The organism is Tepidimonas thermarum, assembly GCF_007556705.1.
Lineage (GTDB): Bacteria > Pseudomonadota > Gammaproteobacteria > Burkholderiales > Burkholderiaceae_C > Tepidimonas > Tepidimonas thermarum.
Genome location: NZ_VJOL01000057.1, coordinates 1 through 15,371 on the forward strand (window position 1 = coordinate 1; position 15,371 = coordinate 15,371).

A 15,371-nucleotide genomic window follows, 5' to 3' on the forward strand; every position below is an offset into this window, starting at 1 on the left:
GGGCGGGTTTTGCACCGCCGCGAGGGCACTTTGGGCGCCTCAGAGGCTGCCTTGGGGTGATTTGCGCTGACCTCACAGCGAGCGTGAGCGAGTGTGCGGTGTACGAGCTTTTTTGTTCAGTGGTTCCCTAGGGAAAATCCCGATCCGCGCGCAGGGCCGCAAGCGGCACCGCCACCCACTGGCCGCAGCGCACCGGGGTTTGCGGCCACGCCGACGCCGCCGTGGGGACGGCCCCCCACCCCGCCGCCAGGGTGTGGAGCACGGCGCGGATCACCCCCGCGTGCGTGATCCAGACTTGATCGAGCGCGGGCGCATCGTCCACCACCGTGTGCAAGGCCGCGCGCACCCGCCGCAACAGCGCCCGCACCGACTCACCGCCGCCCGGGCGGTGGTCCGCAAACGCCGCCGCCCAGGCATCGAGCTCGGCGCGTGGCACGGCGTCCCAGCGCTGGCCTTCCCAGGCGCCAAAGTCCAGTTCCGCCAAACGCGCATCGACCACGGGCGCGCGCAGGTGTGGGCGCAGCGCCTGCAGACCCTGCGCCAGCTGGCGCGCGCGCGCGCTCGGCGAGACCCGCCAGGCCAAGCGCGCCGGCAGCGCGGCGTGCAGCCGGCGCGCAGCCTGCGCGGTCGCGTCGTCGCTGGCCGGCACGTCGGTGCGGCCGATGCAAACGTCGGGCGGCGCGGTGGTCGCGGCATGCCGCACCAGCCACAAGCGCATCGGTCACCCTCCCGCGTGGGCCGCAAGCCCCGGCACCATGAGCAGGCCCAGGTAAAAGCCCAGCTCGCTGAGCTGCTGGGTAGCCCCCAGCGTGTCCCCGGTGAACCCCTGCAGGCGCCGCGCCAGCAGGCGGCGCATCCAACCCAGCGCCAGCACGGCGCCCAGCACGCCCCCCAGCCACGACGCCGACGGCACCCAGACCGCGCACAGCGCGATGGCCGCCAACCACCACAGCGTGCCCACCGCCAGCGCACCGGCGCTGATCGCATCGGCCAGCGGCTTGGACTTGGCGTGTGGCGCATCCCCCACGTGGGACAGCGTGCGTATGATCCACAACGGCGTCCAGCGCGAGGTCACGTGCCCCCCCAACAGCGCCGCCGCCAACATCGCCCCGCCCTGACCCGCGAGCAAGGCCAACATGGCCACCTTGGTCAGCAGCGCCAGCACCAGCGCGGCGGTGCCGTAGCTGCCGATGCGCGAATCCTTCATGATCTCCAGCGCGCGCTCGCGCGGCACCAGCCCGCCCAGCGCGTCGGCGGTGTCGGCCAAGCCGTCTTCATGGAAGGCCCCGGTCAGCCACACGCTGGCCACGGTGGCCAGCACGCCCGCCAGCACGGCCGACAGCGTCTGCGCGGGCAACACCGCCAGCGCCCCAGCCCCCACCACGGCGCTGCAGCCCCCCACCACCCAGCCCACGCCAGGAAAATGCGCCGCACTGGCGCGCAGCATGGCAGGCGTGTACCCCACCCAGGCCGCGATGCGGCCGGTCACCGGGATGCGCGTAAAAAATTGCAAGGCCAGCAGCCAGTGCCGCACGGCGCGCGCGAGCATCGCCAGCCCTTACACCGTTTGCGCGGATGCCGCGGCGCGCCGCGACACCCCGGCAGTGCCAAAGCTGGCCATCTCGCGCAGGATGGCACAGGCCGACACCAGCAGCGGCCAGGCCAGCGCGGCGCCCGACCCCTCGCCCAGGCGCAGGCCCAGATCGAGCAGCGGCTCGGCCCTCAAGTGCGCCAGCAGCAGCGCGTGACCGCGCTCGCCGGAGCGGTGGGCGAACACGCAGCGCTGCAGCACGTGCGGCCGCAGGCGTGCCGCCACCAGCACCGCCGCCGTGGTGATGAAGCCATCGACCACGATCACGCGGCGTTCGGCCGCCGCTTGCAGCACCGCGCCGGTCATGGCCGCGATCTCGAACCCGCCCAGCGCGGCCAGCGCATCCAGCGGCGCCAACGCCGCCGCATGGCGTTCGAGGACTTGACGCAGGACCGCCACTTTGCGGGCCACCCCCGCCGCGTCCAGGCCGGTGCCGGCCCCGGTGCAGTCGGCGATGTCCAACCCGGTCAAGCGGCTCATCAGCAGCGCCGCCGCCGAGGTGTTGCCAATCCCCATTTCGCCCAGCAGCAGCGCATTGCCGGGCCGCGCGCGCACCACCGCCATGCCGTGCTCCAGCGCGGCCGCGCACTGCGCGGGGGTCATGGCGGGCTCGACGCTGCTGTCGGCCGTGCCCCACCCCACCTTGGCGTCCACGAGCCCCGGGCGCGGCGCAAAAGCGTGGCGCACGCCGCAGTCGACGACGGTCAGCGCCAGACCGTGCTGGCGCGCCAGCACGCTCACGGCCGCGCCACCGGCCAGAAAGTTTTCCACCATCTGCCACGTGACCTCGCTCGGGTAGGCCGAGACGCCGCGCGCCGCCAGCCCATGGTCGCCCGCAAACACCACCAGCTGCGGATCGCGCAACTGGGGGGCCTCGTCGCCCAGGATGAGCCCGATGCGCAGCGCGAGGGATTCCAGGCGCCCGAGCGAGCCCTGCGGCTTGGTTTTGTCGTCGAGCAGCGCCTGCAAGCGCGCGGCCAGCGCCGCATCGTGCACATCGGGTACGTCGGGAAGGGACACAGACATCGATCGCTCCTTGTCGAACAGGGGGGGGATCACGGCCGACCGGGGGCCACCAGGGCCTCGAGCACGCCGGGTTGGAACTGCGTGTCGATCCCGTCGGCCAGCGCATCAAAGATCGACGACAGCGGTCGGGCGCGGGCACCAAACAGGGCGTGCAAGACACGCGCATCCTCGAACAGGCCGTGCAGGTACACGCCCAGCACGTTGCCCGCCGCGCTTTGCCACGCCAGACCGGGCACCACGGTGTGCAGCGCCTGCCCGGCGGCCACCAGCCCGGGGTGGGGTGCCGTCTGTCCGTGGTGGATTTCGTAGCCCGACACCGCCACACCCGACAGCGCGGACCAGGCCCCCCGGCATGGCCCCAAGCGGACCTGGGTGCGGCACACGGTTTTGTCGCGTTCGAACACCGTGACCAGGGGCAGCAGGCCCAGCCCGGGGGCGTTGCCGTCGATGCCGTGCGGGTCGATGAGCGCCTCGCCCAGCATTTGCAAGCCCCCGCAGATCCCCAGCACCGGGCGGCCGCTGGCGGCGTGCTGGACCACGGCCTGGTCCAGCCCGCGGGCGCGCAGCCAGGCCAGATCGTCCGCCGTGGCCTTCGAGCCAGGCAGGACGATCCAATCCGCGCCCGCGCAGTCGGCGGGCTGGCGCGCCCAGACCAGGCGCACCCCCTCCACATGGCGCAGGGGTTGGAATTCGTCCAGGTTGCTCAACCGTGGGTAGGCGATGACCGCCACCGTGGTGCGCACCACACCGGCGGCGCTAGCGCGGTCGTCAAAGACGCCGTCTTCCTCGGGCAGCCCGTGGTCCCAGCGCATGGGCACGGTCGCCACCGTAGGCACGCCGGTGAGGGCCTGCAACTGTGCGGGCGCGGGCGCCAGCAGGGCCGGGTCGCCGCGAAACTTGTTGAGGACGAAACCCCGCAACTGCCCACGCACATCCTCCGGCAGCAGCGCCCACGTGCCATAGAGATGCGCAAATGCCCCGCCGCGGTCGATATCGGCCACCAACAGCGCGCGCGCTTGCGTGTGGCGCGCCACGGCCAGGTTGACGATGTCGCTGGCTTGCAGGTTGATTTCGGCCGGCGAGCCGGCGCCTTCGATCACCACCAGGTCGTGTTCCGCGCGCAGCGCATCCAGCGCTGCGGCCACGTCCGGCCAGACCCGTGCGCTGCGCTCGCGCCACGGCAGCGCGCCCAACGCCGGCGCCACGCGGCCGAGCAGCACCACCTGGCTGCGCGTGTCGGCCTCGGGCTTGAGCAGCAATGGGTTCATGCGCACGTCCGGCTCTACCCCGGCGGCCAGCGCCTGGAAGTACTGGGCCGCGCCGATCTCCCCCTCCCCGCCTTGTGGCAACGCCACCACGCGCGCGTTGTTGCTCATGTTTTGCGCCTTGAAGGGCGCCACGCGCCAGCCCTGGCGCGCGTACCAGCGGCACAGCGCCGTGGCCAGCCAGCTCTTGCCCGCGCCGCTGGAGGTCCCCCACACGATCACACAGCGTGCCGTCACGGCTCACCCTCCCCCGCTTGGACGGCGGCCAGCGCGGCATCGAGCGCCGCCAACGCCTGTGGTGGTTGCGCGCTCAGCCGCCACCAACCCGGCAGCCCAAACGAGGCCGCATCGCGCAGCTTGACGCCGTGGGCGCGCAAAGCTTCGGCATCGATGGGGTGCGGTGGCCGCGCGCACACGAACGGCGTCACACTGGGCTGGCAGCGCCAGCCGCGGCGCGTCAGCAGCGCCACGAGGTCCGCCTTCCAGCGCTGCAGCGTGGGCAGCGTGGCACGCAACCAGCCCTGGGTGGCGTCATCGGTCCAGGCATGCAGCAGCGCCACACCATCGGCCCCCAGCGGCCACGACGGCGCCATAGCATCCAACGCGGCCACATCCGCCGCGTCCGCCTGCAAGGGTGCCACCACATAGGCCGCGCGCACGCCGGTCAGGCCCAGCGCTTTGTTGGGCGACCACAGTTGCCAGACGCGTTCGCGCATGGTGTCGTGCAGCCCGGTGTCATCGTGCAGGCGCAGCGGCGCATAGGCCAGATCCAGCGCCACGGGCCGGCACGGATCGGCCAGCAGCGCGGCGGCCACGGCGGGGTCCTCCGGTTGCCCCAGCGGGCTGCCCGGATCGCACAGCCACGCCAGCTGCGCCTGCTGCGGTTGGCGCACACGCCGCAGTCCCCACAGCGCCGCCGCGTGCGCGTAGTCGCCATACCCGTGCGGCGGCAGCCAGACGCGGCGCAGGCCGCCGCGCGCGCACCACGCGGTCCAGCGCATGATCCACTCGCTGCCGCTGGCCGCCATCAGGATGCGCCCGGGCGGCACGCCGTGCAAGCGCGCCAGCCGCTCGCGCAGCGCCTGGTAGGTGGGGTCTGGGTAGCGGGTGCGAGCGGCCGCCTGCACCCGCGCCCAGGCGTGGGGGCACGGCCCGCAGGCGTTGGCGTTGGTGGAAAAGTCCCAGTCTGCGGGGCCGCGGGCATCCGGGCCGCCGTGCGATCGGGCGCCGGTCGCGGTCGCGTGGCCGGCGCCTGCCCGGCTGGGGGCTGGCACCGGCCGCCGGGTGCGGGCAGCGTTCAGGGCCATGCCGCCCACCCTCCGCACCATGCCACCCCTGCGGCCAGCAGCGCGCAGCCGGCCACGACCCGGCCGCACACGCGCAACGCCGCAGCGGTGTCGGCCGGCCCCGGCGTGCGGCCCGTGGCGTGCAGGGTGTAGACGCCGGGTTTGTCCAAGCGCACGTCCAGCGCCAGCGCCAACGCACCCATCGGCCAGCCCCCGTTGGGCGAGGGCGTGCGCCGCGCCTGGGCCGCCAGCCCTTCGTCCGGCCGGCGCCCGGCCGCGGCAAACAGCAGCAGCGCGGTCAGCCGCGCCGGCCACCACGACAGGGCGTCATCGGCGCGCGCGGCCCACCAACCGGCCCAGGTCCAGTCGCGCCCCGCGCGCACACCACGGTAGCCCCACATGGCATCGGCGGTGTTGGACCAGCGGTACAGCACCGCGCCGGGCAAGCCGGCCACGGCAAACCAACACAGCGGCGCCACCACCGAGTCGTTGAGGTTTTCCGCCAGCGTGGACAGCGCCGCCTGCCGCACCCCCGCTTCATCGAGCGCGTACACGTCACGGCTGACCAGCCGCGCCACCTGGGCGCGGCCCGCGTCCAGCGATTGCGCCAGCGCGCCCTCGACCGCCGCCACCTCGTCGCGCAGCATGCGCCAGGCCAGCATGGGCTTGAGCAGCACCCCCAGGGCCACGGCCTGCGCCCACCCGTGCCATGACGACAGCGCCGTCTGCACCAGGTACGCGCCGGCGCACACGCTCAGCGCGCCCAGCAGCCAGGCCAGGGCACCCAGCAGCCGCCGCGGCCCGGGACGCTGGGGCTGCCCTGCGCGCGGCGCCACGCGATCCCCCAGGAACGCCAGCCAACGCCCCATGCCCACCACGGGATGCAGCCACGCCGGTGGCTCGCCCCACGCGCGGTCGAGCGCCAGCGCCAGCAGCACGGCCAGCGCCAGCACCGCGGGTTGGGGCCAATCCCACGCCACGACCGCCCCCAGGCTCAGGCCGCCGCTTGGCGGGTGCGCATGCCCAGCCGCGCCAGCAGCGCCTGGTCGGCGTCGACATCGGCGTTGCCCGTGACCAGCAGCTTGTCGCCATAAAAAATCGAATTGGCGCCCGCCAGAAAGCACAGCACCTGGGTCGCGTCGTCCATGTCACGCCGGCCCGCCGACAGCCGCACCTTGGCGCGCGGCATGGTGATGCGCGCGGCCGCCACGGTTCGCACGAACTCCAAGGGGTCCAAATCGGGCTGCGCGGCCAGCGGTGTCCCCGGGACCTTGACCAGATGGTTGATCGGCACCGATTCCGGATACGGGTCGAGATTGGCCAACTGGGCGATCAGACCGGCGCGCCCGGCGCGCGATTCGCCCATACCCACGATGCCCCCACAGCAGACCCGAATGCCCGCTTGGCGCACATGCTGCAGGGTTTGCAGCCGGTCTTCGTAGTCGCGCGTGGTGATGATGTGGCCGTAGAGCTCGGGGGCGGTATCCAGGTTGTGGTTGTAGTAGTCCAGCCCCGCATCGCGCAAGCGCTGGGCCTGCGGTGCGGTCAGCATGCCCAGGGTGCAGCACGCCTCCAGCCCCTCATCCTTGACCACGCGCACCAGGTCGGCCACTTTGTCCACGTCACGGTCGGTGGGGGCACGCCACGCCGCCCCCATGCAAAAACGCTGCGCCCCCGCGGCACGCGCCTGCCGCACCGCCTGCCGCACCGCTTCGGGCGTCATCACCTTGGTGGCGGTCACGCCCGTGGGGTGATGCACCGATTGGGGACAGTAGGCGCAATCCTCCGGACAACCGCCGGTCTTGATGGACAGTAGCGTGGCCAGCTCCATGAGGGTCGGATCGTGATATTCGCGATGCACGGTCTGGGCGCGATGCAACAGTTCCGGGAAAGGCAGGTCCAGCAGGGCATGCACTTCGGCCACGGACCAGGCTGCATCGGGGTTGGGGTCGCTCACCGGTGTCTTGGCCATTGCGCGACGGCCATGAAAGTGCAAAGGCTTTTCAAGAGTATCGGCAGTCAGCGTGTTCGAGGTGGTCATTTCTTCTCCAGCTTCAACTTATGGAATCGGTAATCGGGGTTGGGAGCGAGGAAGCGCCCCAGGCATGACCCCAGACATCTTCGAAAAGCAATGTGTCGATATCGGCACGGCGGCTCCAACGTTCCTTCTCCAGCATGGGCTCGTCGTAGAAGCAGTGGACGGGGCCGATGCACAGCATGGCAACAGGTTCGGCACCGTCGGGCATGCCCAGGCGCACCGCCACCGCCTTTGGGTCGAACATCGACACCCAGCCCATGCCCAGTCCTTCTGCTCGGGCTGCCAGCCACATATTTTGGATCGCGCAGGCCACCGACGCCAGGTCCATCTGCGGCAGGGTTCGGCGCCCGAACACATGGCGTTCGCGGCCTTCTGCCAGGGCCACCACCCAGACTTCGGCGGCATCCATCAGCCCCTCGACCTTCAGGCGCATGAAAGCGTTACCCCGCTCGCCCAGAGCATGGGCAGTGCGCTCGCGCTCTTGCTCCACCAGCGCCTTCAGATCGGCTCGCAAGGCACGCGAAGCGACCCGAATGAAGCGCCATGGCTGCATGTACCCCACACTGGGCGCGTGATGGGCGGCCATGAGAAGTCTGCGCATCACGGCGGGATCGACCGTGCCACCAGCGAAATGCCGCATATCGCGCCGTTCAAAAATAGCGCGGTACACGGCCTCGCGCTCGGGCGCGGAAAACGCCAGATCGTTTGCCCGTGCGGACGTCGCAACGGTCCTCATGTGGGGCTGACCTCCAGCGGGGGGCAGACGGCATAGCAGACCATTGCGCAGCAGGGGAGGTCTGGCGTCGCGGGCCAGCTTGCCGTCGGGGGTGCGGTGGTACAGCGCGGCGCAATCGAGCAGTTGGCGAGCCGTGGCTTCCGAGGGCACGAGGTCGCCGAACTGGTAGCTGTGCTTGCCCGGCGCCTGCAGGGCCACAGTGCAAGCGCGCGAGCAGCCAGCCGTACAGGCGATACCGCGCACGCGCACGCTGGCCCAGTCGGCGTGGTCAGCAAGGGCCTGTTCGGCCTGGACGGCTTCGAACAGGATTTCGCCAGCGGCCTTCTGGTCGCGCGGCGTGTCCGCTGTGCGGCAGGTGGTGCAAATGATGAGTTCGGTCATGACAGTGGGCACAGACACTCAGGGTCAGGGCATCAGCGGGCGGCGCCATTCAGCGCCCCAGCGCTCGGCCCATTGGCGGCAGCGACCGAGGGGACGGCGCGGATCATCGAAATCGACGATGACCAGGTGGTCAGCGTCGACGGGCAACTGGGGCTGCTCCAGACTGCGCCCGTCGGTGAGCAGCCACAGTGTGCGCGACGCGCTGGCGTGGCGGCGACGGAAGGCCTGCAGTTCGGCCTGAGCTTGGCGCAATGCCTCCACCAGCGGCGTACCGCCACCGCCACCCAGGCCGCTGACCCGTGGCAGAACAGACCGGCGCGCAGGTGCGGCATTCTGCACCCACTGCACACCCTGGCCGCCAAACAGCAACAGCGCCACATGCGTGCCAGCACGTGTGGCCTCTTCCACCAACCGGCTGGCAAACGCCTTGGCCAGCGCCAAGCGCCCGCCCTTGCGCATGGAACCGGAGTTATCCAGGACGATCAGGTGCAGCGTGGCCGGTCCAGCCGAAGGCAGCGTCCAATGCAGGTGTTTGCGCTGTAGCGCAGCCACGCCCTTGGCGGCCAGGGTACGAGGCCAGTGGATACGCCCCCCCACGACCACCAGCTCCGATCCCTTCGTTGGCGACAGGCCAGGCAGGACACGGCCTGGCGTGAGACATGGCCACCGCCGCTGGCCCGGCACCGCGAACACCCGGCCAGCGGGGTGGCTCAGACTTTTTTTGACACCAGCCCTCCAGCAGGCAGACGGATGGCGATATCTTCGGACTGCGGGGCCAACGCACCCCAGTCACCCTCGGGCGCAGGATGGACGACACCACCCGCAGCGCAGTCGCTGGTGGGCGGACTCTGGGGCATGGACGTTCGGGCCGCAGGCAGCTGGGACTGCATCGGAGCGGGAGTCTGCCGACGGTGGGCCAGCGCGAGTTCAGCAACCGCGTCCACATCGGCAATGCTTACCTGGGTATGACCTTGCAGGGCGGCATGGGCACGGGCGGCCCGCATCAGCACCAGGTCGCCACGCACCCCGTCCACACCGGCCTGCAGGGCCAGGCGGGTGGCGTGGGCCAGCACCGCGTCGGACCAGTCCAACCCGGTCAGCGCAGCGCGGGCCTTTTGCAACTGCGCCACCAGGGCCTCCTGGGCCGCAGCGTACTGCTGCACCACCGCCCGAGGGTTGAGGTCAAAGGCCAGGCGGGCGCGCACGATGGCCTGACGTAGTTCGGGCGTGCCGGGGTTGGCCATTTTCACCAGCAAGCCGAAGCGGTCCAGCAATTGAGGTCGCAGTTCGCCTTCCTCCGGATTCATAGTACCCACCAGCACGAAGCGCGCTGCATGCTGGTGCGAAATGCCATCGCGCTCCACCGTGTTCACCCCACTGGCAGCCACGTCCAGCAGCGCGTCCACCAGCGCGTCGGGCAGCAAGTTGACTTCGTCCACGTACAGCACGCCACCATGGGCGCGAGCCACCATACCGGGGGACAGCCGCACCGTGCCGTCGCGCAGCACGTCCTCAAGGTCGAGCGTGCCCACCAGCTGCTCCACGCTGGCGGTCAGTGGCAGGCTGACGAAAGGGGCGCCGGGCAGCAGGTCGGCCAGGGCTCGCGCCGCCGTGGACTTGGCGGTGCCGCGCGGCCCACTGATGAGCACACCGCCAATGCCCGGATCCACCGCCGCCAGCAGCAAGGCCTGGCGCAATTCGGGGTTACCCACCAGGGCCGAGAACGGGAACTGCAAGTGGCTGCCCGGCGTCAGTGCTTGCACAGGATGCGGATCAGACGTCATGTCGGTTCTCCTTGAAAACACGCCTGGTTCGCCATGGCATGAGCGAGGGGATTCCTTTCCAGACGGCCGTGGAACCGGCTTTGCCGGGCCACAGGCTGCGTCCCCCTGAGGCCGAAGGCCGGAGAGGAGGAAGACGCGCAGCGGCGCAGGGGGTGTTTCATACATTCGGTCCTTCGCCCTGCGACTCCAGGCGGTGCTCCAACGCCAGCAGGACTTCTTCGATGCGTTCGCGGTGGTCACCGGGCTGAGCCCACAGACCGCGCTGCATGGCTTCGAGCAGGCGCTCGCCGATACTGCGCAGAGCCAGCGGGTTGTGCTGTTCCAAGAAGGCGCGGTTGGCGGGATCGTGTACGTAGGCGTCGGCCACCAGTGCATACTGGTGGTCCCCGATCTGGCCGGTGGTGGCGTCGAAGGCGAACAGGAAATCGACCGTGGCCGCCATTTCGGCCGCACCCTTGTAGCCGTGGCGTTGCACGCCGGCGATCCACTTGGGGTTGACCACGCGCGAACGCACCACCCGCGCGAGCTCTTCCGACAGGGTCCGCACGCGCGGGGCGCCAGGGATGCTGAAGTCACCGTGATACAGCGCCGGCTGCGCACCCCCCAGGTACTGCACGGCGGCGGCCATGCCGCCCTGGAACTGGTAGTAGTCGTCGGAGTCGAGGATGTCGTGCTCACGATTGTCCTGGTTATGCAGCACCACATCCAAGGTGGCCAGGCGGCGCTCGAAACTCGCTCGCGCGGCAACCCCATGCCCGCCAGGGCCATATGCAAAGGCGCCTGCGCGCAAGTAGGCCTGCGCGAGGTCGCCCAGTCCCTCCCAGCGCCCGCTATCGATCAGATCCTGCACACCCGCACCATAGCCACCCGGACGCGGCCCAAACACCCGCCAGCTGGCCTGGCGCTGCACGCTGTCGTCGGCCAGGCCGTGGGCGCGGGCCTCGGCAGCTTCGCGCTGCACGCGGGCACGTACCGGGTTCACGTCATCAGGTTCGTCTTCGGCGGGCACCGCCGCCACCGCCCTGACGGCAGTGTCGAACAGGTCGATCAGGCCAGGGAAGGCGTCGCGGAAGAAGCCCGAGACGCGCAGCGTCACGTCCACCCGCGGCCGCTGGCGCATCGCCATGGGCAGCACCTCGATGTCCACCACCCGGCCACTGCCGGGTGCCCATTTGGGCCGAACGCCCAGCAGGGCCATGGCCTGGGCCACGTCCTCACCGCCGGTGCGCATGGTGCTGGTGCCCCAGACCGACAAGCCGACCGCTGTCGGGTAGCAGCCGTGGTCCTGCAGGTGGCGCTCGATCAACCGGTCGGCCGCCAATGCACCCATCGCATAGGCGGTGGGGGTGGGCACGGCGCGGGTGTCTACGGCGTAAAAATTGCGACCGGTAGGCAGCACGTCGGGCCGCCCGCGCGAGGGCGCACCGCTGGGACCGGGCGGCACGAAGCGGCCGCGCAGGCCGCGCAGCAGCTGGGTCATTTCCTGTTCGCCGCAGGCATCCAGCCGCGGGGCCAGCACGCCCTGCACCTGGGCCAGCACCGCCGCGGTCTGCGGCCACTGCGCGGCGTCCGGCAGGTTGGCATCGGCCAGCCAACGGGCGGCCAGCTTTTCAATGCGTTCGCGGGTGTGGCCTGCGTGGCGCCAGGGTTCGTCGCCCATGGCCTGAAGGGCGGCCGGGCGCGGGCCCTGCCAGGGCTGGGACCAGTCCGGGTTCAGGGGGTCAAACCCCTCCAGCCCCAGGTCGGCAGCAATGGCCTGCAGCAGGCTGCCCTGCCCCACGCCCTTGCCACGCGGAAAGCGCGCCAGCGCCAGCAGGGTGTCGGCGCGCTGGCGGCCCGTGGGCGAGCGGCCGAACACGTGCAGACCGTCGCGGATCTGAGATTCCTTGATCTCGCACAGGTAGGCGTCCAGGCGCTGCAGCACGCGCTGGCGCGTCGCGTCGTCGGCCGGCGGCTCGAAGCCCAGGTCGGCGTGCAGGCCGTGGGCGATGACGTGGTCGAGAATGTTCTGGCGCAACCGCGCGGCGCGGCGCGGGTCCAACGACAAGGCCTCGTAGTACTCGTCCATCTGCCGCTCCAGCACCTGCAGCGGGCCGTAGGTCTCGGCGCGCGTGAGCGGCGGCATGAGGTGGTCGATGATGACCGCCTGCGTGCGCCGCTTGGCCTGGCAGCCTTCGCCGGGGTCGTTGACGATGAAGGGGTACAGGTGCGGCAGTGGGCCCAGGATGGCGTCGGGCCAGCACTCGGCGCCCAGGGCCACGCTCTTGCCTGGCAGCCATTCGAGGTTGCCGTGCTTGCCCACGTGCACCAGCGCGTCGGCAGCCCAGGTGCGGCGCAGCCAGAAATAAAAGGCCAGGTAGCCGTGCGGCGGCGCCAGGTCGGCGTCGTGGTAGCTGGACAGCAGGTCCAGATCGCGCCCACGCGCAGGCTGAATGCCCACGAACACCCGCCCCAGGCGCAGGCCGGGGATCATGAAGCGGCCGCCGCGCACCATCGGGTCCTGCTCCGGTGGACCCCACAGGGCGATCACCTCGGCCTGGCGTTTGGGGGCCAGCGCTTGAAAGGCCGACAAGTAGTCGGCCATGGCCAGACTCTGGCCCACGGGACGGTGGTCGTTGGCGTCGAGGTGGTTGGTCACCCCTTCGATCAGACGGGCCATCAGCGCATCGCCGCCGTCGGGTAGCTCGCCCGTGTCGTAGCCCTGGTCACGCAACGCCTGCAGGATACCGACCACGGTGGCCGGTGTGTCCAGACCCACACCGTTGGCCAGGCGTGCGTCGTTGTTGGGATAGTTGGCCAGCACAAGGGCCAGCCTGTGCTGGGCGACCGGGGTGTGGCGCAGCCGGCACCAGCGCTGGGCCAGTTCGGCCACGAAGTCGATACGCTCGTCATCAGGCTGGTAGCGCACAACGTCCACCTCGGCCCGCTCGCAGCGCCTGGCCAGGCCCTTGAAGCTGATGGCGCGGGTACCGATGCGGCCATCGACCTCGGGCAGCACCACTTGCATCGCCAGGTCGCGCGGTGCCAGGCCGTGCGGGTCATCGGCCCATTGTTCGCGCGCACAGCCGGCGGTGATGAGCTGCAGCACTGGCGCATCGCCAGCCAGTCCAACCGGGTCTGTCCCGTCGGGGTCCACGCCGTCGAGCGCACCGATGGCAAAGCTGGTGGCGTTGAGCACCACGTCCACTGCGTGCTCGGTGGCCAGGGCCTGCAGCGTCGCCAGGGTGGCAGGCGCCTTGAGCGAGTCCACCGCCAACGCCAGCACGTTCAGGCCGCGCCCGTGCAACGCAGCCAGCAGCGCGTCGAACACCGCCGTGTTGCCGGCCTGCACGTGCGCACGGTAGAACACCAGCAGTGCCACCGGCTGCCCGGCCCGCCAGGCCAGCGGCTGTGCCGGCTGGTAGCGCAGGGTCGACGGCATGGGCTGCGGCGGCGCCGGCTCGGTCCCTGCAGCCCAGACGCGGTGGTGGATGAACTCGAAAAACGCGCGTGCGTTGTCACGCCCTCCCTCACGCAGGTATCGCCAGAGCCGGCGGCTGTCATCCACGCCAGCCGTCCCGCGCTGCAGCAGCAAGGGGTCTTCTAGCGCCTCGCCGGAGAAAATGGACAGCCACTGCCCGTGCCGCCGCGCCAACTCCACCGACTGCTCCACCACGTAGGCCCAGTCAGCCGGCGCACCCAGGTGGTCGATCACCACCACGCGCGCATGGCGCAGCACGTCGTCCGCATAAAAGTCCATGGATGCGGGCTGGCGCAGCCACATGAGATTGGCCAACCGCACCGTGGGGAAGTCCGGCGGCAGCGTTTCCACGGCGTCGGCCAGCAGCGACAGCGTGGTGTCGGCCGCGCTGAGCACGATGATGTCGGCCGGTGTCTGCGCGACGCGTACGATGCCTTGGCCACCATCTTCGACGTGGCCGCCCGGGCGGGTGGACAGCAGGTGCATGGGCGGGTGTCCCGTTCAAGCCGTGGCGGGGACCAACTCGGCCTGCAGCTCGCGCAGCAGCTGGTCAGCGTCCAGGTGGTCGCCAATGAACACCAGGCGGCTGATGCGCTCCTCACCAGCGCGCCAAGGACGGTCGAACTGGCTGTCAAAGCGCTGCCCGACACCCTGCACCAGCAGGCGCATGGCGGCACTGGGCAGCGCCACGAAGCCCTTGACGCGGTAGATCTCGTGGCGGCGCACCAGGGCCACCAGCGCGTCGAGCAGGCGCTGGCGGTCGGTCACATCCAGCGTGAGCGACAGGGAATCGAACTCGTCGTGGTCGTGGTCCTCTTCCTCGTCGTGGTGGGTCTTGCGGGTGTCGATCACGTCTTCCACCGCACGGCCCATGCCCAGCAGTAGGTCGATGTCCACGCGCCCATGCTGGGCGTGGATCAGCTTCACGCCGTCCGGGGTTTGACCGCGCACGATGGTCTCCACCCGGGCCAGGTCGCCGCCGTCCAGGGCATCGGTCTTGTTGATCACCACCAGGTCGGCGGTGGCCAGCTGGTCTTCGAACAGCTCCGCCAGCGGCGAGTCGTGGTCGAGGTTTTCGTCGGCGCGGCGCTGCGCGTTCACTGCCTCCGGGTCTTGGGCGAACTGCCCAGCAGCCACGGCTGGTGCGTCCACCACCGTCACCACCGCATCCACCGTGAAGCTGTTGCGCAGGCTGGGCCACTGAAAGGCCTGCACCAGCGGCTTGGGCAAGGCCAGGCCGGAGGTCTCGATCACCAGGTGGTCGATCTGGTCACGCCGGGCGGCCAGCTGTTCCATCACCGGAGCGAACTCCTCTTGCACGGTGCAGCACAGGCAGCCGTTGGCCAGCTCAAACAGCTGGCCGTTGTCGCGGCCGTCTTCATCACAGCCGATGCCGCAGGCGCGCAGCAGTTCGCCGTCGATACCCATGGCACCGAATTCGTTGACGATGACCGCGATGCGACGGCCTTGCGCGTGCTTGAGCAGGTGGCGCAGCAGGGTAGTTTTGCCGGCCCCGAGGAAGCCGGTGACGATGGTGGCAGGGATTTTCTGGAGGTTCATGGGATACGTCTCGATGGAAGTGAGGGGACGGCGGCGAGTGCTTCAGTTGTGTATCGTTCTTTCTGTAAATTCCATTTTGCCGGTTGTCTGCTGGGCGGGGATCTCCGGCGCTACGCGCCTACGCTCCCCGCCCAGCAGACAGCGCGAGGGTGGGTCTGACGCCATGACTTCGAGAAAGGGGTGTAACCCTCATGGCAATACGAGTCGAAACCAACCCCTTGGAAGCCGCTTATGCGATCTTGCT

General features: G+C 70.4%; 12 protein-coding genes. All 12 read right to left on the reverse strand.

What is annotated here, in order from left to right; translation table 11 throughout:
- Positions 1-127 precede the first annotated feature (127 nt).
- The gene (locus tag Tther_RS11425) at positions 128-718 is read right to left on the reverse strand and encodes a histidine phosphatase family protein (RefSeq protein WP_143903966.1); all 591 of its coding nucleotides are present in this window, start codon (positions 716-718) and stop codon (positions 128-130) included.
- Positions 719-721: 3 nt separating this feature from the next.
- A complete protein-coding gene (locus Tther_RS11430) occupies positions 722-1,549 on the reverse strand; it encodes an adenosylcobinamide-GDP ribazoletransferase (protein ID WP_143903968.1) in 828 nt (275 codons plus the stop codon).
- A gap of 9 nt (positions 1,550-1,558) precedes the next feature.
- Entirely contained in the window at positions 1,559-2,617 is a 1,059-nt protein-coding gene (gene cobT, locus Tther_RS11435) for a nicotinate-nucleotide--dimethylbenzimidazole phosphoribosyltransferase (protein WP_143903970.1), read from the reverse strand.
- Positions 2,618-2,646: 29 nt separating this feature from the next.
- Positions 2,647-4,119 carry a cobyric acid synthase gene (locus Tther_RS11440; RefSeq protein ID WP_143903972.1) on the reverse strand — a complete coding sequence of 491 codons (1,473 nt, stop codon included), beginning with the start codon at positions 4,117-4,119 and terminating at the stop codon, positions 2,647-2,649.
- Positions 4,116-5,189, reverse strand: a complete 1,074-nt coding sequence (locus Tther_RS11445) for an aminotransferase class I/II-fold pyridoxal phosphate-dependent enzyme (RefSeq protein WP_143903975.1) — start codon at positions 5,187-5,189, stop codon at positions 4,116-4,118. The genes Tther_RS11440 and Tther_RS11445 overlap by 4 nt, the downstream gene beginning before the upstream one ends.
- Positions 5,180-6,148 carry an adenosylcobinamide-phosphate synthase CbiB gene (cbiB, locus tag Tther_RS11450; protein WP_246099024.1) on the reverse strand — a complete coding sequence of 323 codons (969 nt, stop codon included), beginning with the start codon at positions 6,146-6,148 and terminating at the stop codon, positions 5,180-5,182. Before cbiB ends, Tther_RS11445 begins: the two co-directional genes overlap by 10 nt.
- Positions 6,149-6,162: 14 nt before the next feature.
- Positions 6,163-7,140, reverse strand: coding sequence for a biotin synthase BioB (gene bioB / locus Tther_RS11455; protein ID WP_246099025.1), 978 nt, complete (start codon positions 7,138-7,140; stop codon positions 6,163-6,165).
- An 82-nt stretch (positions 7,141-7,222) separates the two neighbouring features.
- Complete coding sequence (gene bluB / locus Tther_RS11460) at positions 7,223-8,323, reverse strand: 5,6-dimethylbenzimidazole synthase (RefSeq protein ID WP_143903979.1); 1,101 nt, start codon at positions 8,321-8,323, stop codon at positions 7,223-7,225.
- Between the two features lie 24 nt (positions 8,324-8,347).
- Entirely contained in the window at positions 8,348-8,920 is a 573-nt protein-coding gene (locus Tther_RS11465) for a vWA domain-containing protein (RefSeq protein WP_143903982.1), read from the reverse strand.
- Between the two features lie 113 nt (positions 8,921-9,033).
- Positions 9,034-10,107, reverse strand: coding sequence for a magnesium chelatase ATPase subunit I (locus Tther_RS11470; RefSeq protein ID WP_143903984.1), 1,074 nt, complete (start codon positions 10,105-10,107; stop codon positions 9,034-9,036).
- Positions 10,108-10,264: 157 nt separating this feature from the next.
- A complete protein-coding gene (gene cobN / locus Tther_RS11475; RefSeq protein WP_143903986.1) occupies positions 10,265-14,053 on the reverse strand; it encodes a cobaltochelatase subunit CobN in 3,789 nt (1,262 codons plus the stop codon).
- A 15-nt stretch (positions 14,054-14,068) separates the two neighbouring features.
- Complete coding sequence (gene cobW, locus Tther_RS11480; RefSeq protein WP_143903988.1) at positions 14,069-15,127, reverse strand: cobalamin biosynthesis protein CobW; 1,059 nt, start codon at positions 15,125-15,127, stop codon at positions 14,069-14,071.
- Positions 15,128-15,371 lie beyond the last annotated feature (244 nt).